General features: G+C 60.3%; 15 protein-coding genes and 1 tRNA gene. 15 read left to right on the plus strand and 1 reads right to left on the minus strand.

Translation table 11 applies throughout. The features are described from left to right. The 11 genes from L867_RS0120675 to L867_RS0120725 all read left to right on the plus strand — a co-directional run. On the plus strand, positions 1–612 hold a 612-nt coding region (locus L867_RS0120675; RefSeq protein WP_028738608.1), incomplete at its 5' end, for an EF-Tu C-terminal domain-related protein. Positions 613–947: 335 nt separating this feature from the next. Continuing rightward, positions 948–1,023, plus strand: a tRNA-Trp gene (locus L867_RS0120680). Between the two features lie 191 nt (positions 1,024–1,214). Next, on the plus strand, positions 1,215–1,415 hold the full coding sequence (secE, locus tag L867_RS0120685) for a preprotein translocase subunit SecE (protein WP_028738609.1): 201 nt from the start codon (positions 1,215–1,217) through the stop codon (positions 1,413–1,415). A gap of 15 nt (positions 1,416–1,430) precedes the next feature. Beyond that, a complete protein-coding gene (nusG, locus tag L867_RS0120690; RefSeq protein ID WP_028738610.1) occupies positions 1,431–1,961 on the plus strand; it encodes a transcription termination/antitermination protein NusG in 531 nt (176 codons plus the stop codon). Between the two features lie 147 nt (positions 1,962–2,108). After that, entirely contained in the window at positions 2,109–2,540 is a 432-nt protein-coding gene (rplK, locus tag L867_RS0120695) for a 50S ribosomal protein L11 (RefSeq protein WP_028738611.1), read from the plus strand. Positions 2,541–2,542: 2 nt separating this feature from the next. Next, positions 2,543–3,238 (plus strand): 50S ribosomal protein L1, encoded by a 696-nt coding sequence (gene rplA / locus L867_RS0120700; protein ID WP_028738612.1) that lies wholly within the window; start codon positions 2,543–2,545, stop codon positions 3,236–3,238. 344 nt (positions 3,239–3,582) lie between these two features. Then, on the plus strand, positions 3,583–4,101 hold the full coding sequence (gene rplJ, locus L867_RS0120705; protein WP_028738613.1) for a 50S ribosomal protein L10: 519 nt from the start codon (positions 3,583–3,585) through the stop codon (positions 4,099–4,101). A 70-nt stretch (positions 4,102–4,171) separates the two neighbouring features. Beyond that, the gene (gene rplL, locus L867_RS0120710) at positions 4,172–4,549 is read left to right on the plus strand and encodes a 50S ribosomal protein L7/L12 (RefSeq protein ID WP_028738614.1); all 378 of its coding nucleotides are present in this window, start codon (positions 4,172–4,174) and stop codon (positions 4,547–4,549) included. 256 nt (positions 4,550–4,805) lie between these two features. Further along, positions 4,806–8,942, plus strand: a complete 4,137-nt coding sequence (rpoB, locus tag L867_RS0120715) for a DNA-directed RNA polymerase subunit beta (RefSeq protein WP_028738615.1) — start codon at positions 4,806–4,808, stop codon at positions 8,940–8,942. Between the two features lie 185 nt (positions 8,943–9,127). Next, positions 9,128–13,342, plus strand: coding sequence for a DNA-directed RNA polymerase subunit beta' (gene rpoC, locus L867_RS0120720; protein ID WP_028738616.1), 4,215 nt, complete (start codon positions 9,128–9,130; stop codon positions 13,340–13,342). 181 nt (positions 13,343–13,523) lie between these two features. Further along, positions 13,524–14,579, plus strand: a complete 1,056-nt coding sequence (locus tag L867_RS0120725) for a cytochrome-c peroxidase (RefSeq protein ID WP_051439145.1) — start codon at positions 13,524–13,526, stop codon at positions 14,577–14,579. Between the two features lie 75 nt (positions 14,580–14,654). On the opposite strand, the gene L867_RS0120730 is transcribed toward L867_RS0120725, so the two are convergent. Next, complete coding sequence (locus tag L867_RS0120730; protein WP_028738618.1) at positions 14,655–14,948, minus strand: hypothetical protein; 294 nt, start codon at positions 14,946–14,948, stop codon at positions 14,655–14,657. A gap of 508 nt (positions 14,949–15,456) precedes the next feature. On the opposite strand from L867_RS0120730, the gene rpsL reads away from it, so the two are divergent. The 4 genes from rpsL to tuf all read left to right on the plus strand — a co-directional run. Further along, positions 15,457–15,828 (plus strand): 30S ribosomal protein S12, encoded by a 372-nt coding sequence (gene rpsL, locus L867_RS0120735; protein ID WP_003507760.1) that lies wholly within the window; start codon positions 15,457–15,459, stop codon positions 15,826–15,828. A 76-nt stretch (positions 15,829–15,904) separates the two neighbouring features. Continuing rightward, positions 15,905–16,375, plus strand: a complete 471-nt coding sequence (rpsG, locus tag L867_RS0120740; RefSeq protein WP_028738619.1) for a 30S ribosomal protein S7 — start codon at positions 15,905–15,907, stop codon at positions 16,373–16,375. Positions 16,376–16,409: 34 nt separating this feature from the next. After that, positions 16,410–18,509 (plus strand): elongation factor G, encoded by a 2,100-nt coding sequence (gene fusA, locus L867_RS0120745; RefSeq protein WP_028738620.1) that lies wholly within the window; start codon positions 16,410–16,412, stop codon positions 18,507–18,509. Positions 18,510–18,581: 72 nt separating this feature from the next. Next, a partial coding sequence (gene tuf / locus L867_RS0120750; RefSeq protein ID WP_028738621.1) for an elongation factor Tu occupies positions 18,582–19,738 on the plus strand: 1,157 nt, incomplete at its 3' end.

The following is a 19,738-nucleotide window of genomic DNA, read 5'->3' on the forward strand; positions in this document are numbered from 1 at the left end:
CTGATGGCGGCTGTCGATGCCTACATCCCGACGCCTGAGCGCCCGATCGACCAGCCCTTCCTGATGCCGATCGAAGACGTGTTCTCGATCTCGGGCCGTGGTACGGTTGTCACCGGCCGCGTCGAGCGCGGCATCGTCAAGGTTGGCGAAGAAGTCGAAATCGTCGGCATTCGTGCGACCACCAAGACGACGGTGACCGGCGTTGAAATGTTCCGCAAGCTGCTCGACCAGGGCCAGGCCGGCGACAACATCGGCGCTCTGATCCGCGGCGTTGCCCGTGACGGCGTCGAGCGTGGCCAGATCCTGTGCAAGCCGGGTTCGGTCAAGCCGCACAAGAAGTTCATGGCAGAAGCCTACATCCTGACGAAGGAAGAAGGCGGCCGTCATACGCCGTTCTTCACCAACTACCGTCCGCAGTTCTACTTCCGCACGACGGACGTGACGGGTATCGTCTCGCTTCCGGAAGGCACGGAAATGGTCATGCCGGGCGACAACGTCACGGTTGAAGTCGAACTGATCGTGCCGATCGCGATGGAAGAAAAGCTGCGCTTCGCGATCCGCGAAGGCGGCCGCACCGTCGGCGCCGGCATCGTCGCCTCGATCATCGAGTAAGTCTTTCCCGCAAGGGAGTGAGGAAGCCCCGCCGGTGACGGCGGGGCTTTTTTTTTGTTCTGCGGGCGCTCGACCAGAAGTCGGTGGCGAATCGCCGGGCGGGGAGGGGCCTCTCGCGTTCGATTTGCTGCTGCCGAGTTCTCTGGCGCTTGATCTCCGCACCCTGTTGTCAGCCTGAACCCGTTGCTTTCGCAGTGGTTGGCTTGGCGGCGAGAGTGGCTGTGGGCTCTTTGAAAAAGCTTGAAAAAGAGGCTTGCCATTTTCTTCAGACCACCTTAAACAGCGCCAAGCTCGCAAGCGACGGTCGGTGACCAGGGCTTGTCGAGAGACGGCTTAGGGGTATAGCTCAGTTGGTAGAGCGGCGGTCTCCAAAACCGCAGGTCGTAGGTTCGAGCCCTGCTGCCCCTGCCAGTCCGACATTTCGGCGCATAGAGTTGCGACGGTCGTTTGACAGCGTGTCGGGTTATTGAAGTTTAAAGTTGCGGGCGGATGGATTCTCTCTTGTATAAAGAAGAATCGGTCTTTATGTAGGGTTCAAACAGACACGCGGTGCGTGGGGCTGACTCAGTCGGCTTTACGCGCCGTAAATGCGTGGGCATTAAATGGCATCCAAGAGTAATCCATTCGCGTTTCTGCAGCAGGTTCGCTCCGAGACGTCCAAGGTCACATGGCCATCGCGCCGCGAGACGATGATCTCGACGGCGATGGTGCTGTTCATGGTGGTCTTTGCTGCGCTGTTTTTCTTTTCGGCCGATCAGTTGATCGGCTGGCTGATCAGCCTCGTGCTGAATCTCGGCAATTAACAGGCGGAGACGAACATGGCTGCACGTTGGTATATCGTCCACGCTTATTCAAATTTTGAAAAGAAGGTCGCGGAAGACATCGAGAACAAGGCACGTCAGAAGGGTCTGACTCACCTGTTCGAGAAGATCCTCGTCCCGACGGAAAAGGTTGTCGAAGTTCGCCGTGGCCGCAAGGTCGACAGCGAGCGCAAGTTCTTCCCCGGCTATGTGCTGGTGCGGGCGGACCTGACTGACGAGGCCTATCACCTCATCAAGAATACCCCGAAGGTCACCGGTTTCCTCGGTTCCGACAACAAGCCGGTTCCGATTCCGGATTTTGAGGCTGATCGCATCCTGGGCCAGGTCCAGGAAGGTGTAGAGCGTCCGAAGTCCTCCGTCTCCTTCGAGATCGGCGAGCAGGTCCGCGTTTCCGACGGCCCGTTCGCTTCGTTCAACGGTGTCGTTCAGGACGTCGACGAGGAGCGTTCGCGCCTCAAGGTCGAAGTTTCGATCTTCGGTCGCGCGACCCCGGTCGAACTGGAATACGGTCAGGTCGAAAAGGTCTGATCGGAACGGGGTCTTTTGACCTCGCAAGCGCGTGGGAGGGTGAGGGTCTGAAGCCGGACCTTTCAAACGTACCACGCAACCGCAGCCGCCGGGTTGATCCGGCACATCTGGGCCGGGCAACCGGTCCTCATCGAAAGGCAGAGAGATATGGCTAAGAAAGTTGCAGGCCAGCTCAAGTTGCAGGTCAAGGCAGGATCGGCGAACCCGTCCCCGCCGATCGGCCCCGCACTTGGTCAGCGTGGCATTAACATCATGGAATTCTGCAAGGCGTTCAATGCCGCCACGCAGGAAATGGAAAAGGGCATGCCGATTCCGGTCGTCATCACCTATTACCAGGACAAGTCCTTCACCTTCGCTATGAAGCAGCCGCCGGTTACCTACTGGCTGAAGAAGGAAGCGAAGATCACGTCCGGTTCCAAGACGCCCGGCAAGGGCGCCAAGGTCGGCACCATCACCAAGGCTCAGGTCCGTACGATCGCCGAGGGCAAGATGAAGGATCTGAACGCGGCTGACGTCGAAGGCGCAATGGCAATGGTTGAGGGCTCTGCCCGCTCCATGGGCCTGGAAGTGGTAGGTTGATCATGGCTAAGCTCGCAAAGCGCATGCAGAAGATCCGCGAAGGCGTTGACCCGACGAAGCTCATCGCTCTGTCGGACGCCATCGCAATGGTCAAGGAACGGGCTGTCGCCAAGTTCGACGAAACCGTTGAAATCGCCATGAACCTCGGCGTTGACCCGCGTCACGCCGACCAGATGGTCCGTGGCGTCGTCAACCTGCCGAACGGCACGGGCCGTGACGTTCGCGTCGCCGTCTTCGCTCGTGGCGCCAAGGCTGACGAAGCCAAGGCTGCCGGTGCAGACATCGTCGGTGCGGAAGACCTGGTCGAAATCGTCCAGGGCGGCAAGATCGACTTCGATCGTTGCATCGCAACCCCGGACATGATGCCGCTCGTCGGTCGTCTCGGTAAGGTACTCGGCCCGCGCGGCATGATGCCGAACCCGAAGGTTGGCACCGTCACCATGGACGTCGCTGGCGCCGTCAAGGCTTCCAAGGGTGGTGCAGTCGAGTTCCGCGTCGAGAAGGCTGGTATCATCCATGCCGGTATCGGCAAGGCCTCGTTCGACGCCAAGGCTCTCGAAGAAAACATCAAGGCTTTTGCCGACGCCGTCATCAAGGCGAAGCCGGCTGGTGCAAAGGGCAACTACGTCAAGCGCGTAGCCATCTCCTCGACCATGGGCCCGGGCGTCAAGATCGATCCGGCGACCGTTTCGGCCTAACATATTTGTCCGGAGCCACGGCCCCGGACGAGACTGAATTTCCGGCCCTTCGGGGCCGGAGATTTCCGGGGAAACCCGGAATTCCTGTCCGAGATTGCAGGCGGTCGAAAGACCTTAATCCATAGCCTGCATGAGACGGGGTAAGACCCGATTTTAAACGTCTGAAGACGTCTTGAAGTTCGGTTCGAGCCTTATTCGCCTTGGCGCGGAAGCAATATTGCTTCGGTGCGAGGGGACAGGATCCTCAAGCGTCGCTTGGGATCTCGGTAAACTGGATCCCTTGAGGCAAAAGGCAAACCCGGTGGGGCCTGCAGGATTGCGGTCCCATCAACTGGAGACAGACAGTGGAAAGAGCGGAAAAACGCGAATTCGTCACGGAGCTGAACGAAGTCTTCAAGACTTCCGGTTCGGTTGTCGTGGCCCACTATGCTGGTGTCACGGTTGCGCAAATGAACGACTTCCGTTCGAAGATGCGCGCAGCTGGCGGTACCGTCAAAGTCGCGAAGAACCGCCTGGCCAAGATCGCTCTTCAGGGCACGGAGTCGGAAGAGATGTCGGATCTCTTCAAGGGTCAGACGCTGATCGCATTCAGCGAAGACCCGATTGTGGCTCCGAAGGTCGTCATGGATTTCGCCAAGACCAACGACAAGCTCGTTGTTCTCGGTGGTGCCATGGGGGCAACCAAGCTCAACGCCGAAGCAGTCAAGTCGCTTGCGACCCTGCCTTCGCTGGACGAGCTGCGCGCGAAGCTGCTGGGCCTTCTCAATGCCCCGGCTACTCGTATCGCTACGGTTGTCGCAGCGCCTGCAAGTCAGCTTGCTCGCGTATTTGCGGCCTATGCCAAGAAGGACGAAGCCGCGTAAGGCGGTTTTTCGCTGTTCATACCCTAAACCCGTTCGTTTCGAACCGAACATCTATTAAGGAACTAGTAAAATGGCTGATCTCGCAAAGATCGTTGAAGACCTCTCCTCGCTGACCGTTCTGGAAGCTGCTGAGCTTTCCAAGATGCTCGAAGAAAAGTGGGGCGTTTCCGCTGCAGCTCCGGTAGCCGTTGCTGCTGCTGCTGGCGGTGGCGCTGCTGCCGTGGTTGAAGAAGAAAAGACCGAGTTCGACGTCATCCTCGTTGAGGCTGGCGCCAACAAGATCAACGTCATCAAGGAAGTCCGCGCCATCACCGGCCTCGGCCTCAAGGAAGCCAAGGACCTCGTCGAAGGCGCTCCGAAGGCTGTCAAGGAAGCTGTTTCCAAGGCTGAAGCCGCTGACCTCAAGAAGAAGCTTGAAGACGCCGGCGCCAAGGTCGACGTCAAGTAATACTGGAATAGCGTTTGGGAGACGGCGTCCGCCGTCTCCCATTCGTCTTTTCTTCTGGAACAAATTACCCAAAAGCCCGTCAAACGGCTTTTGGGTAATGGGTTCTCAAGAGGATGGTCCTGAACCGAGGCACCCGGCAATCCGGCCGGCCGCTTCGGACCCAGGACGAGATTGAGCGATCCATTTATTGACGGAGTCGACTGGCCAGCGGTCTCCGTCTGTTGCAGGCCCGGATGCAAATTGACAAGGAGCGACGATGGCTCAGACCCTTTCCTTTAATGGTCGCAGGCGCGTACGCAAGTTTTTCGGAAAAATCCCTGAAGTCGCGGAAATGCCGAACCTCATCGAGGTTCAGAAGGCATCCTACGACCAGTTCCTCATGGTTGACGAGCCGGTTGGCGGCCGTCCCGATGAGGGCCTGAATGCCGTTTTCAAGTCCGTCTTCCCGATCACCGATTTCTCCGGTGCATCGATGCTGGAATTCGTGTCCTACGAATTCGAGCCGCCGAAGTTCGACGTCGACGAATGCCGTCAGCGCGATCTGACCTATGCAGCGCCGCTCAAGGTGACGCTGCGCCTCATCGTATTCGATATTGACGAGGATACGGGCGCTCGTTCGATCAAGGACATCAAGGAGCAGTCGGTCTACATGGGCGACATGCCGCTCATGACCAACAACGGTACCTTCATCGTCAACGGTACCGAGCGCGTCATCGTGTCCCAGATGCACCGCTCGCCGGGCGTCTTCTTCGACCATGACAAGGGCAAGAGCCATTCCTCGGGCAAGCTTTTGTTTGCTGCCCGCGTCATCCCGTATCGCGGTTCCTGGCTCGACATCGAGTTCGACGCCAAGGACATCGTGCACGCCCGTATCGACCGTCGCCGCAAGATTCCGGTGACGTCGTTGCTGATGGCGCTCGGCATGGACGGCGAGGAAATCCTCTCGACCTTCTACACCAAGTCGACCTATCTCCGTGACGACAAGGGCTGGCGCATTCCCTTCACGCCCGAAACGCTGAAGGGTGCGAAGACCATCTCCGACATGATCGACGCCGACACCGGCGAAGTCGTGGTCGAGGGCGGCAAGAAGCTCACCCCGCGCCTGCTGCGTCAGCTGCAGGACAAGGGCCTCAAGGCGCTCAAGGCGACCGACGAAGACCTCTACGGCAACTATCTCGCCGAAGACATGGTCAACATGGCGACCGGCGAGATCTATCTCGAAGCCGGCGACGAGATCGACGAGAAGACCCTTCCGATGATCCTCGAATCTGGCTTCGGCGAGATTCCGGTCCTCGGTATCGACCACATCAATATCGGCGCCTACATCCGCAATACGCTGGCAGCTGACAAGAACGAAAACCGTCAGGACGCGCTGTTCGACATCTACCGCGTCATGCGTCCGGGTGAACCGCCGACCATGGAATCGGCCGAAGCCATGTTCAACTCGCTGTTCTTCGACAGCGAGCGCTACGACCTGTCGGCCGTCGGCCGCGTCAAGATGAACATGCGCCTCGACCTCACCGTCGAGGACACCGTTCGCGTCCTGCGCAAGGACGACATCCTGGCCGTGGTCAAGATGCTGGTCGAGCTGCGTGACGGCAAGGGCGAAATCGACGACATCGACAACCTCGGCAACCGTCGTGTGCGTTCGGTCGGCGAACTGATGGAAAATCAGTACCGCCTCGGCCTGCTGCGCATGGAGCGCGCGATCAAGGAACGCATGTCGTCGATCGAGATCGACACCGTCATGCCGCAGGACCTGATCAACGCCAAGCCGGCAGCTGCCGCCGTTCGCGAATTCTTCGGCTCCTCGCAGCTGTCGCAGTTCATGGACCAGGTGAACCCGCTCTCGGAAATCACCCACAAGCGCCGCCTTTCGGCTCTTGGACCGGGTGGTCTGACCCGTGAGCGCGCCGGCTTCGAAGTCCGCGACGTTCACCCGACCCACTACGGCCGTATTTGCCCGATCGAAACGCCGGAAGGCCCGAACATCGGTCTGATCAACTCGCTCGCCACCTTTGCCCGCGTCAACAAGTACGGCTTCATCGAAAGCCCGTACCGCAAGATCATTGACGGCAAGGTGACGAAGGACGTTGTCTACCTGTCGGCAATGGAAGAAGCGAAGTACTACGTCGCGCAGGCCAATTCCGAACTCACCCCCGACGGCCAGTTCGTCGAGGAGTTCGTCGTTTGCCGTCATGCCGGCGAAGTCATGCTGTCGCCGCGCGACACCATCAACCTGATGGACGTTTCGCCGAAGCAGCTCGTGTCGGTCGCGGCAGCGCTGATCCCGTTCCTGGAAAACGACGACGCCAACCGCGCTCTCATGGGCTCGAACATGCAGCGTCAGGCCGTGCCGCTGGTACGCGCCGAAGCGCCGTTCGTCGGCACCGGCATGGAACCGATCGTTGCGCGTGACTCCGGCGCCGCCATTGCTGCTCGTCGTAGCGGCGTGGTCGACCAGGTCGACGCGACCCGTATCGTTATCCGCGCAACGGAAGATCTCGAAGCCGGCAAGTCTGGCGTCGACATCTACCGCCTGCAGAAGTTCCAGCGTTCCAACCAGAACACCTGCGTCAACCAGCGTCCGCTGGTCACTGTCGGTGACATTCTCAACAAGGGCGACATCATCGCGGACGGTCCGTCGACCGACCTCGGCGACCTGGCCCTCGGCCGCAACGCGCTCGTCGCGTTCATGCCGTGGAATGGCTACAACTACGAAGACTCCATCCTGATGTCGGAACGCATCGTCGCTGACGACGTGTTCACCTCCATCCACATCGAAGAATTCGAAGTGATGGCCCGCGACACCAAGCTTGGTCCGGAAGAAATCACGCGCGACATCCCGAACGTTTCGGAAGAAGCGCTGAAGAACCTCGACGAAGCCGGTATCGTCTACATCGGGGCTGAAGTTCAGCCGGGCGACATCCTGGTCGGCAAGATCACGCCGAAGGGCGAAAGCCCGATGACGCCGGAAGAAAAGCTTCTGCGCGCCATCTTCGGCGAAAAGGCCTCCGACGTTCGCGACACCTCGATGCGCATGCCCCCGGGCACCTTCGGCACGATCGTCGAAGTCCGCGTCTTCAACCGTCACGGCGTCGAAAAGGACGAACGTGCGATGGCCATCGAGCGCGAGGAAATCGAGCGCCTGGCCAAGGACCGCGACGACGAACAGGCGATCCTCGACCGTAACGTCTACGGCCGCCTGCTCGACATGCTGCGTGGCCAGATGGCGGTCGCCGGTCCGAAGGGCTTCAAGAAGGGCGTCGAGCTCGCCAACACGGTCGTCTCCGAGTACCCGCGTTCGCAGTGGTGGATGTTCGCCGTCGAGGACGAGAAGGTCCAGGGCGAGATCGAAGCCCTGCGTGGCCAGTACGACGAGTCGAAGTCGCTGCTCGAGCATCGCTTCATGGACAAGGTCGAAAAGGTCCAGCGCGGCGACGAAATGCCTCCGGGCGTCATGAAGATGGTCAAGGTCTTTGTCGCTGTGAAGCGCAAGATCCAGCCGGGCGACAAGATGGCCGGCCGTCACGGCAACAAGGGTGTCGTGTCGCGCATCGTGCCGGTCGAAGACATGCCGTTCCTGGAAGACGGAACGCACGTCGATATCTGCCTGAACCCGCTCGGCGTGCCGTCGCGCATGAACGTCGGTCAGATTCTCGAAACCCATCTGGCCTGGGCTTGCGCCGGCATGGGCAAGAAGATCGGCGACATGCTCGAGGCCTACCACAAGTCGCTCGACATCACCGAGCTTCGCACCGAGCTCACCGACATCTATGCGAGTGAATCGCATGACGAGGTGAAGCGGTTCGACGACGAGTCGCTCGTCCGTCTGGCTGAGGAAGCCAAGCGCGGCGTTTCGATCGCCACGCCGGTCTTCGACGGTGCGCATGAACCTGACGTCGCTGCCATGCTGACCCGTGCCGGTCTCGATCCGTCGGGCCAGTCGGTTCTCTACGATGGCCGTACCGGCGAGCAGTTCGACCGCAAGGTGACCGTGGGCTACATGTACATGATCAAGCTCAACCACTTGGTCGATGACAAGATCCACGCCCGTTCGATCGGTCCTTACTCGCTGGTCACCCAGCAGCCGCTGGGCGGCAAGGCGCAGTTCGGCGGTCAGCGCTTCGGGGAAATGGAAGTCTGGGCGCTCGAAGCCTACGGCGCCGCCTACACCCTGCAGGAAATGCTGACGGTGAAGTCGGACGACGTGGCTGGCCGTACCAAGGTCTACGAAGCGATCGTCCGCGGCGACGACACCTTCGAGGCCGGCATTCCGGAGAGCTTCAACGTTCTCGTCAAGGAAATGCGGTCGCTGGGTCTCAGCGTCGAGCTCGAGAACTCGAAGATCGACGAGACGGCGGCAGGCCAGCTGCCCGACGCGGCAGAGTAACAGGTTGACAAGGGCGTGCGGGGTTTTCCTCGCACGCCATTCCCTCCTTGGCCAGGTTCGGCCGGGCAGGGAAGTTTCGCCGCATTTTGCGGTTATTGTCATTTAAGGGTTCGGTGCGGCATCCCGGGAATTTGCCGGCACCGTGACCCAATTGAGGGCTCTTTTGCCCCATGAAGGAGACAGGCATGAACCAAGAGGTCATGAACCTTTTCAACCCGTCGGTACCGGCGCAGCACTTCGATTCCATCCGGATTTCGATTGCCAGCCCGGAAAAGATTCTTTCGTGGTCGTACGGCGAGATCAAGAAGCCGGAAACGATCAACTACCGCACGTTCAAGCCGGAACGCGACGGTCTCTTCTGCGCGCGCATCTTCGGGCCGATCAAGGACTACGAATGCCTGTGCGGCAAGTACAAGCGCATGAAGTACAAGGGCATCATCTGCGAAAAGTGCGGCGTCGAAGTGACGCTGTCGCGCGTTCGCCGCGAGCGCATGGGCCATATCGAGCTCGCAGCACCGGTTGCCCATATCTGGTTCCTGAAGTCGCTTCCCTCGCGCATCTCGACCCTGCTCGACATGACGCTGAAGGATGTCGAGCGCGTACTCTACTTCGAGAACTACATCGTCACCGAGCCGGGCCTGACCGCCCTCAAGGAGCACCAGCTCCTGTCGGAAGAAGAATACATGCTGGCCGTGGATGAATATGGTGAAGACCAGTTCACCGCGATGATCGGCGCCGAGGCGATCTACGAGATGCTCGCCTCGATGAACCTCGAGAAGATCGCCGGCGACCTGCGTGCCGAACTGGCTGAGACCACCTCGGATCTCAAGCAGAAGAAGCTGATGAAGCGCCTGAAGATCGTCGAAAACTTCATGGAATCCGGCAACCGTCCGGAATGGATGATCATGAAGGTCGTTCCGGTCATCCCGCCGGACCTGCGTCCGCTCGTTCCGCTGGACGGCGGTCGTTTCGCGACCTCCGACCTGAACGATCTCTATCGTCGCGTCATCAACCGTAACAACCGTCTGAAGCGCCTGATCGAGCTTCGTGCGCCGGGTATCATCATCCGCAACGAAAAGCGCATGCTGCAGGAATCCGTGGACGCGCTGTTCGACAACGGCCGCCGTGGCCGCGTCATCACCGGCGCCAACAAGCGTCCGCTGAAGTCGCTGTCCGACATGCTCAAGGGCAAGCAGGGCCGCTTCCGCCAGAACCTTCTCGGCAAGCGCGTCGACTATTCCGGCCGTTCGGTCATCGTGACCGGTCCGGAACTCAAGCTGCACCAGTGCGGCCTGCCGAAGAAGATGGCGCTCGAGCTGTTCAAGCCGTTCATCTATGCCCGTCTCGACGCCAAGGGTTACTCCTCGACCGTCAAGCAGGCCAAGAAGCTGGTCGAAAAGGAAAAGCCGGAAGTCTGGGACATCCTCGACGAGGTCATCCGCGAGCATCCGGTTCTCCTGAACCGCGCACCGACGCTGCACCGTCTGGGCATCCAGGCCTTCGAACCGATCCTGGTCGAAGGCAAGGCCATCCAGCTGCATCCGCTCGTCTGCACCGCCTTCAACGCCGACTTCGACGGCGACCAGATGGCCGTTCACGTGCCGCTGTCGCTTGAAGCCCAGCTTGAAGCCCGCGTGCTGATGATGTCGACCAACAACATCCTGCACCCGGCAAACGGCGCGCCGATCATCGTTCCTTCGCAGGACATGGTTCTCGGCCTGTACTACCTGTCGATCATGAACCAGAACGAGCCGGGCGAGGGCATGGTCTTCTCCGACATGGGCGAGCTTCAGCACGCCCTGGAGAACAAGGTCGTCACCCTGCACTCGAAGATCAAGGGTCGCTTCAAGACCGTTGACGCCGATGGCAAGCCGGTCTCGAAGATCCACGACACGACGCCGGGTCGCCTGATCATCGGCGAGCTTCTGCCGAAGAACGTCAACGTTCCCTTCGACACCTGCAACCAGGAAATGACCAAGAAGAACATCTCCAAGATGATCGACACGGTCTACCGTCACTGCGGCCAGAAGGACACGGTCATTTTCTGCGACCGCATCATGCAGCTCGGCTTCGCCCATGCCTGCAAGGCCGGCATCTCGTTCGGCAAGGACGACATGGTCATTCCGGAAACCAAGGCGAAGATCGTCGGTGACACCGAGTCCTTGGTCAAGGAATACGAACAGCAGTACAATGACGGTCTGATCACCCAGGGTGAGAAGTACAACAAGGTCGTCGACGCCTGGGGCAAGGCAACCGAAAAGGTCGCCGAGGACATGATGGCCCGCATTAAGGCCGTCGAGTTCGATCCGGCGACCGGTCGTCAGAAGCCGATGAACGCCATCTACATGATGTCGCACTCGGGCGCCCGTGGTTCTCCGAACCAGATGCGTCAGCTGGGCGGCATGCGCGGCCTCATGGCCAAGCCATCGGGTGAAATCATCGAGACGCCGATCATCTCGAACTTCAAGGAAGGCCTGACCGTTAACGAGTACTTCAACTCGACCCACGGTGCCCGTAAGGGCCTTGCAGACACCGCTCTGAAGACCGCGAACTCGGGCTACCTGACCCGCCGTCTCGTCGACGTCGCGCAGGATTGCATCGTCAACCTCGTGGATTGCGGCACCGACAAGGGCCTCACCATGACGGCGATCGTCGACGCCGGCCAGGTCGTGGCTTCGATCGGCGCCCGCGTTCTGGGCCGTACCGCGCTCGACAACATCGATCACCCGGTCACCGGCGAGCGTATCGTCGATGCCGGTCGCATGATCCTCGAGCCGGACGTCATCGAAATCGAGAAGGCTGGCATCCAGTCGATCCGCATTCGCTCCGCTCTGACCTGCGAAGTCCAGACGGGCGTCTGCTCGATCTGCTACGGCCGAGATCTGGCCCGCGGTACGCCCGTCAACATGGGCGAAGCCGTCGGCGTCATCGCGGCACAGTCGATCGGCGAGCCGGGCACCCAGCTCACCATGCGTACCTTCCACTTGGGCGGTACCGCGACCGTGGTCGACCAGTCGTTCCTGGAAGCCTCGTACGAAGGTACGGTGCAGATCAAGAACCGCAACATGCTGCGCAACTCCGAAGGCAATCTCATTGCCATGGGCCGCAGCATGGCCGTCACCCTTCTCGACGAGCGTGGCGTTGAGCGCTCCTCGCAGCGCGTGGCCTACGGTTCGAAGGTCTTCGTCGACGACGGCGACAAGGTCAAGCGCGGCCAGCGTCTGGCGGAGTGGGACCCCTATACCCGCCCGATGATGACGGAAGTCGAGGGTATCGTGCATTTCGAGGACGTGATCGACGGTCTCTCGGTGCTCGAAGCGACCGACGAATCCACCGGCATCACCAAGCGTCAGGTTATCGACTGGCGCTCGACCCCGCGCGGTTCGGATCTCAAGCCGGCAATCGTCATCAAGGACGCTTCCGGCAACGTTCTGAAGGTGTCGCGTGGTGGCGAAGCCCGCTTCCACCTGTCGGTCGACGCGATCCTCTCGGTCGAACCGGGCACGAAGGTCTCCCAGGGTGACGTTCTGGCTCGTTCGCCGCTCGAAAGCGCCAAGACCAAGGACATCACCGGTGGTCTGCCGCGCGTTGCCGAACTGTTCGAAGCCCGTCGTCCGAAGGACCATGCCATCATCGCTGAGATCGATGGTACGATCCGTCTGGGCCGCGACTACAAGAACAAGCGGCGCGTCATCATCGAGCCGGCGGAAGACGGCGTCGAGCCGGTCGAGTACCTGATCCCGAAGGGCAAGCCCTTCCATCTTCAGGATGGCGACTACATCGAAAAGGGTGACTACATCCTCGACGGTAACCCGGCACCGCACGACATCCTGGCGATCAAGGGCGTGGAGGCTCTGGCTTCCTACCTCGTCAACGAGATCCAGGAAGTCTACCGTCTGCAGGGCGTCGTGATCAACGACAAGCACATCGAGGTGATCGTTCGCCAGATGCTGCAGAAGGTCGAGATCACCGATGCGGGCGACAGCCAGTACATCGTCGGCGACAATGTCGACCGGATCGAACTGGACGACCTCAACGAGCGTCTGGCCGAAGAAGGCAAGAAGCTGGCTTACGGCGACCCGGTTCTGCTCGGCATCACCAAGGCATCGCTGCAGACGCCGTCGTTCATCTCGGCCGCATCCTTCCAGGAAACCACCAAGGTTCTTACGGAAGCTGCGATCGCCGGCAAGACCGACACGCTGCAGGGTCTGAAGGAAAACGTCATCGTCGGCCGCCTGATCCCGGCCGGTACCGGCGGCACCATGACGCAGATCCGCCGCATCGCATCCTCGCGCGACGAACTCATCCTCGAGGAACGTCGCAAGGGCACGGGCGCCGATCTGGCCACCCCGATGCTGCAGGATCTTGCTTCCGTCGAAAGCGTTCCGGCCGCCGAATAAGGCCGGATATGGGGATGCGATTTTGTCGCATCCCGGATTTGATGAACATCAGGCGCCCGGGTCTTCCGGGCGCCTTTTTCGTTTGCACCCCGCAAATGGCGGACCTATTCATTGATCCAGGACAAGGCCATAGATTAGAATCATTCTAAAATAGCGCCGTTCACAAGGAACGGAGGCTATAATGAAAAACCTACTGACATCCGTCGCACTCATCGTCCTGGCAACGTCGGCCTTTGCCGCTGATCCAGCGCCGGCCGATCTTCGGGCGAGCGCGCTGGAGATCTTCAAGGCACTGCCATCGACCACCCCGGCAGTCGCCAACAATCCGATCACCCCCGACAAGATCTCGCTCGGCAAGGCATTGTTCTTCGACCCGCGCATCTCGGCATCGGGCGTGTTCTCGTGCAACTCCTGCCACAACCTGGCGACAGGCGGCGACGACAATCTCGAAACCTCGATCGGCCATGGCTGGCAGAAAGGGCCGCGCAACGCGCCGACTGCCCTCAACGCCGTGTTCAACGTCGCGCAGTTCTGGGATGGCCGTGCCGAAGACCTGAAGGCCCAGGCGAAGGGACCCGTCCAGGCCGGCGTGGAAATGGCCAACACCCCGGTCCAGGTCGTCGCGACGCTGAAGTCTATGCCGCAATATGTCGAATGGTTCACCGCGGCCTTCCCGGGCGAGGCGGATCCGGTCACCTTCGACAACTTCGCCAAGGCAATCGAAGCCTTCGAAGCGACGCTGATCACGCCGGCGCCGTTCGACGCCTTCCTGAATGGCGATGATGCGGCCATGACCGCCGACCAGCAGAAGGGTCTGGCCCTCTTCATCGACAAGGGCTGCTCGACCTGCCATGCGGGCACCAATGTCGGCGGCGAAGGCTACTTCCCCTTCGGCCTGATTGAAAAGCCCGGCGCCGATGTACTGCCCGAAAAGGACAAGGGCCGCTTCGCCGTGACCAACACGGCGGATGACTCCTATGTCTTCCGGGCCGCACCGCTGCGCAACGTCGCGCTCACGGCGCCGTACTTCCATTCCGGCAAGGTCTGGGACCTGAAGCAGGCCGTGGGCGTCATGGGCACGGCGCAACTGGGTGAGGAACTCAAGGAAGACGAAGTCGATCTGATCGTCGCCTTCCTCGGTTCGCTCACCGGTAAGATGCCGGAAGTCACCTATCCGGTACTGCCGGCCGAAACCGACGCGACTCCGCGCCCGAGCGGCGAGGTGATCGCCAAGTAGGCCTGTGTCCCAAGCGCGCAAACAAAAGGGCCGCCCGGTATCCGGGCGGCCCTGGTCTGTCATCTGGCAATGGGGTCAGTTGAAGCGGATGATGGCCACTTCGCCTTCGAGCGCACCCTGATAGGCGGAGGCGTGGGGCTCTTCGTCCGGCACCTCGGTGATCATGCCGATCTGGTCGAGGTCGGCCTCGAGAAAACCCTCTTCGGAAAGCGCGTTGAGCGCCAGCCGGACCGCCGTGTCGTCATCCGGAGCGGCGAGCATCACATGCAGGTCGATGCCTTCGTCACCCTCGACCTCGTAGGCCTTGGCAATGATGATGAAGACCATCGGTTCGTCTGGGGTGTTGTCGTTGTCGGGGTTGGAGATCATGACCTGGTCTTCTTCTGATGGCGTTGGTTGATTCCCTGGCGCGGCGAATCGTGCGCGGCGGGGAGGGGAGTTGACGGCTGCCCCGATCGTTATCTAAGACTTCCGCCGCTAAATCCCAAAGCAATTTGTTTGTGCCGCGGCCGAAAGGGCCCCGACACCCGCCAAACCCCCGCAGTTGCGGGCCTGCGGGCCAATAATTTGCGATAGAGACTTGACGTCTACGGGTGAAAACAGTAGTACGCCCCCCATCGGAGCCTATGTGAGGCTAGGCTTTTCGGAACGACACGTTCTGGAGTTCGCCTCAAACAGGGTTCTTTTCGCACGTTGACGACACGAATGCTGCACGCAAGACGCACTCAGACGTGCGTCCTCTGCTTTTTGTGGTCCATCCGCTAAAAGCGGGTCGGGCCACATTTTGCGCATGAAGAAATCGTGCGATCACGGCCGGCAACGGTTAAACCGGGGTCCGAAAGGGCCTTAGAGACAAGAATTTGCAAGGGATGGTTATATGCCTACCGTAAACCAGCTGATCCGCAAGCCGCGCCAGGCCCAGGTAAAGCGCAATAAGGTTCCTGCTCTGCAGGAAAACCCGCAGAAGCGCGGCGTTTGCACCCGCGTCTACACCACGACCCCGAAGAAGCCGAACTCGGCTCTGCGTAAGGTTGCCAAGATCCGCCTGACCAATGGCTTCGAAGTCATCGGCTACATCCCGGGTGAAGGCCACAACCTGCAGGAACACTCCGTCGTCATGATCCGTGGCGGTCGTGTAAAGGACTTGCCGGGCGTTCGTTACCACATCATCCGCGGCGTTCTCGACACCCAGGGCGTCAAGAACCGCAAGCAGCGCCGCTCCAAGTATGGTGCGAAGCGTCCGAAGTAATTTCGGGTTTCATTTTTCCGGCGCTGCGCGAGGTTCTCCGCGTGATAAAGCGTCCTAACTAGTTGAGAGACAAAGTATGTCCCGTCGCCATAGTGCAGAAAAGCGCGAGATCAACCCGGACCCGAAGTTCGGCGATCTGGTTGTAACCAAGTTCATGAACGCCATCATGCTTCACGGCAAGAAGTCGGTCGCCGAAAGCATCGTCTACGGTGCATTCGACGCGGTCGAAGGCAAGCTGAAGCAGGAGCCGATCACGGTCTTCCATCAGGCGCTTGAAAACATCGCGCCGCATGTCGAAGTCCGCTCCCGCCGCGTTGGCGGTGCGACCTACCAGGTCCCGGTCGACGTTCGTCCGGAGCGCCGTCAGGCTCTCGCCATCCGTTGGCTGATCGCCTCTGCTCGCAAGCGCAACGAGACCACCATGGTCGACCGTCTCTGCGGCGAGCTCATGGACGCTGCAAACAACCGCGGCAGCGCTGTCAAGAAGCGTGAAGACACGCACAAGATGGCCGACGCGAACCGCGCGTTCTCGCATTACCGCTGGTAATCTGAACCGATCGAATATTGAAAGGCAGTCCGTTATGGCTCGCGAATATAAAATCGAAGACTACCGCAACTTCGGCATCATGGCGCACATCGATGCCGGCAAGACGACGACCACCGAGCGTATTCTTTATTACACCGGTAAGTCTCACAAGATCGGCGAAGTGCACGACGGCGCTGCCACCATGGACTGGATGGAGCAGGAGCAGGAACGCGGCATCACCATCACGTCCGCTGCGACCACGACCTACTGGAAGGGTCGCGACGGCAAGATGCGTCGCTTCAACATCATCGACACCCCCGGCCACGTCGACTTCACCATCGAAGTCGAACGCTCGCTGCGCGTGCTCGACGGTGCGATCGCTCTCCTCGACGCCAATGCCGGCGTTGAGCCGCAGACCGAAACCGTCTGGCGCCAGGCTGAAAAGTACAACGTCCCGCGGATGATCTTCTGCAACAAGATGGACAAGACGGGTGCTGACTTCTACCGCTCGGTAGAGATGATCAAGACCCGTCTCGGCGCAACCGCCGTCGTCATGCAGCTGCCGATCGGCGCTGAGACCGAGTTCAAGGGCGTTGTCGACCTGATCGAGATGAACGCGCTCGTGTGGCGCGACGAATCGCTGGGTGCTGCCTGGGACGTCGTTGAGATCCCTGACGATCTCAAGGAAAAGGCCGCCGAATATCGCGAAAAGATGATCGAGACGGTTGTCGAAGTCGACGAGCAGGCGATGGAAGACTACCTGAACGGCATCATGCCGGACAATGACAAGATCCGCGCCCTGGTTCGCCGCGGCACGATCGACGTCAAGTTCCATCCGATGTTCTGCGGTACCGCTTTCAAGAACAAGGGCGTTCAGCCGCTGCTCGACGCCGTTGTCGAATACCTGCCGTCGCCGCTGGACATCCCGGCGATCAAGGGCATCGATTCCAAGACTGAAGCCGAGATCGAGCGTCACGCTGACGATGCTGAGCCGCTCGCCATGCTCGCCTTCAAGATCATGAACGACCCCTTTGTCGGTTCGCTGACCTTCTGCCGTATCTATTCCGGCAAGCTCGAAAAGGGCTCGTCGGTCATGAACACGGTCAAGGAAAAGCGCGAACGCGTCGGCCGCATGCTGCAGATGCACTCGAACTCGCGTGAAGACATCGAAGAAGCCTTTGCCGGCGACATCGTTGCTCTGGCTGGCCTCAAGGAATCGACCACGGGCGATACGCTCTGCGATCCGCTGCACCAGGTTATCCTCGAGCGCATGGAATTCCCCGAGCCGGTCATTCAGATCGCGATCGAGCCGAAGTCCAAGGGCGACCAGGAAAAGATGGGCCTCGCGCTCAACCGCCTGGCTGCCGAAGACCCGTCCTTCCGCGTCAAGACCGACCAGGAATCCGGCCAGACCATCATTGCCGGCATGGGCGAACTTCACCTGGACATCATCGTCGACCGTATGCGTCGCGAGTTCAAGGTTGAAGCCAACGTCGGTGCTCCGCAGGTTGCCTACCGCGAAACCATCACGCGTCTGCACGAAGAAGACTACACCCACAAGAAGCAGTCGGGTGGTACCGGTCAGTTCGCGCGCGTCAAGCTGGTGTTCGAACCGAACCCGGAAGGCGACGACTTCAAGTTCGAATCCAAGATCGTCGGCGGTTCTGTTCCGAAGGAATACATCCCGGGCGTTCAGAAGGGTATCGAAAGCGTTCTGTCTTCGGGTCCGCTCGCGGGCTTCCCGATGCTCGGCGTCAAGGCAACCCTGATCGACGGCGCTTACCACGACGTCGACTCCTCGGTTCTCGCCTTCGAAATCGCCTCGCGTGCCTGCTTCCGTGAAGCAGCCAAGAAGGCTGGTGCCCAGCTGCTCGAGCCGATGATGAAGGTCGAAGTCGTCACCCCGGAAGATTACGTCGGTGACGTTATCGGCGACCTGAACTCGCGTCGCGGCCAGATCCAGGGCCAGGAAAGCCGCGGCATCGCCGTGGTCATCAACGCCCACGTGCCGCTGGCCAACATGTTCAAGTACGTCGACAACCTGCGCTCCATGTCGCAGGGCCGCGCTCAGTACTCGATGGTGTTCGACCACTACTCGCCGGTACCGAACAACGTCGCCGCCGAAATCCAGGCAAAGTATTCCGGTCAGAAGTGACCGGAATACGTTCCAAGCCTTAAAGAATAAACGGAATTTCCCCTTAGCGGGATCAAGAACGGAGAGCCGAAAATGGCAAAGAGTAAGTTTGAGCGCAATAAGCCGCACGTCAACATCGGTACGATCGGCCACGTCGACCATGGCAAGACGTCGCTGACGGCTGCGATCACCAAGTATTTTGGCGAATACAAGGCCTATGACCAGATCGACGCAGCGCCGGAAGAAAAGGCCCGCGGCATCACCATCTCGACGGCCCACGTCGAATATGAAACGCCGGCCCGCCACTACGCCCACGTCGACTGCCCCGGCCACGCCGACTACGTCAAGAACATGATCACCGGTGCTGCCCAGATGGACGGCGCGATCCTGGTTTGCTCGGCTGCCGACGGCCCGATGCCGCAGACCCGCGAGCACATCCTGCTCGCCCGTCAGGTCGGCGTTCCGGCGATCGTCGTGTTCCTCAACAAGGTCGACCAGGTCGACGACGCCGAGCTTCTCGAGCTCGTCGAGCTTGAAGTGCGCGAACTCCTGTCGTCCTACGATTTCCCGGGCGACGAAATCCCGATCATCAAGGGTTCGGCTCTGGCCGCTCTGGAAGATTCGGACAAGAAGATCGGCGAAGACGCGATCCGCGAACTGATGGCGGCTGTCGATGCCTACATCCCGACGCCTGAGCGCCCGATCGACCAGCCCTTCCTGATGCCGATCGAAGACGTGTTCTCGATCTCGGGCCGTGGTACGGTTGTGACCGGCCGCGTCGAGCGCGGTATCGTCAAGGTTGGCGAAGAAGTCGAGATCGTCGGCATTCGTGCGACCACCAAGACGACGGTGACCGGCGTTGAAATGTTCCGCAAGCTGCTCGACCAGGGCCAGGCCGGCGACAACATCGGCGCTCTGATCCGCGGCGTTGCCCGTGACGGCGTCGAGCGTGGCCAGATCCTGTGCAAGCCGGGTTCGGTCAAGCCGCACAAGAAGTTCATGGCAGAAGCCTACATCCTGACGAAGGAAGAAGGCGGCCGTCATACGCCGTTCTTCACCAACTACCGTCCGCAGTTCTACTTCCGCACGACGGACGTGACGGGTATCGTCTCGCTTCCGGAAGGCACGGAAATGGTCATGCCGGGCGACAACGTCACGGTTGAAGTCGAACTGATCGTGCCGATCGCGATGGAAGAAAAGCTGCGCTTCGCGATCCGCGAAGGCGGCCGCACCGTCGGCGCCGGCATCGT

Origin of the sequence: Paenirhizobium selenitireducens ATCC BAA-1503 (assembly GCF_000518785.1) — a bacterium.
Classification (GTDB): Bacteria; Pseudomonadota; Alphaproteobacteria; order Rhizobiales; family Rhizobiaceae; genus Allorhizobium; species Allorhizobium selenitireducens.

Excerpts from the sequence above, each read along its gene's own strand:
- rplL (WP_028738614.1), top strand. The coding sequence starts at position 4,172 with ATGGCTGATCTCGCAAAGATCGTTGAAGACCTCTCCTCGCTGACCGTT.
- rplK (WP_028738611.1), top strand. The coding sequence starts at position 2,109 with ATGGCTAAGAAAGTTGCAGGCCAGCTCAAGTTGCAGGTCAAGGCAGGA.
- rpoB (WP_028738615.1), top strand. The coding sequence starts at position 4,806 with ATGGCTCAGACCCTTTCCTTTAATGGTCGCAGGCGCGTACGCAAGTTT.
- L867_RS0120730 (WP_028738618.1), bottom strand. The coding sequence starts at position 14,948 with ATGATCTCCAACCCCGACAACGACAACACCCCAGACGAACCGATGGTC.
- fusA (WP_028738620.1), top strand. The coding sequence starts at position 16,410 with ATGGCTCGCGAATATAAAATCGAAGACTACCGCAACTTCGGCATCATG.
- L867_RS0120725 (WP_051439145.1), top strand. The coding sequence starts at position 13,524 with ATGAAAAACCTACTGACATCCGTCGCACTCATCGTCCTGGCAACGTCG.
- rpsL (WP_003507760.1), top strand. The coding sequence starts at position 15,457 with ATGCCTACCGTAAACCAGCTGATCCGCAAGCCGCGCCAGGCCCAGGTA.
- rpoC (WP_028738616.1), top strand. The coding sequence starts at position 9,128 with ATGAACCAAGAGGTCATGAACCTTTTCAACCCGTCGGTACCGGCGCAG.
- rplA (WP_028738612.1), top strand. The coding sequence starts at position 2,543 with ATGGCTAAGCTCGCAAAGCGCATGCAGAAGATCCGCGAAGGCGTTGAC.
- secE (WP_028738609.1), top strand. The coding sequence starts at position 1,215 with ATGGCATCCAAGAGTAATCCATTCGCGTTTCTGCAGCAGGTTCGCTCC.
- rpsG (WP_028738619.1), top strand. The coding sequence starts at position 15,905 with ATGTCCCGTCGCCATAGTGCAGAAAAGCGCGAGATCAACCCGGACCCG.
- nusG (WP_028738610.1), top strand. The coding sequence starts at position 1,431 with ATGGCTGCACGTTGGTATATCGTCCACGCTTATTCAAATTTTGAAAAG.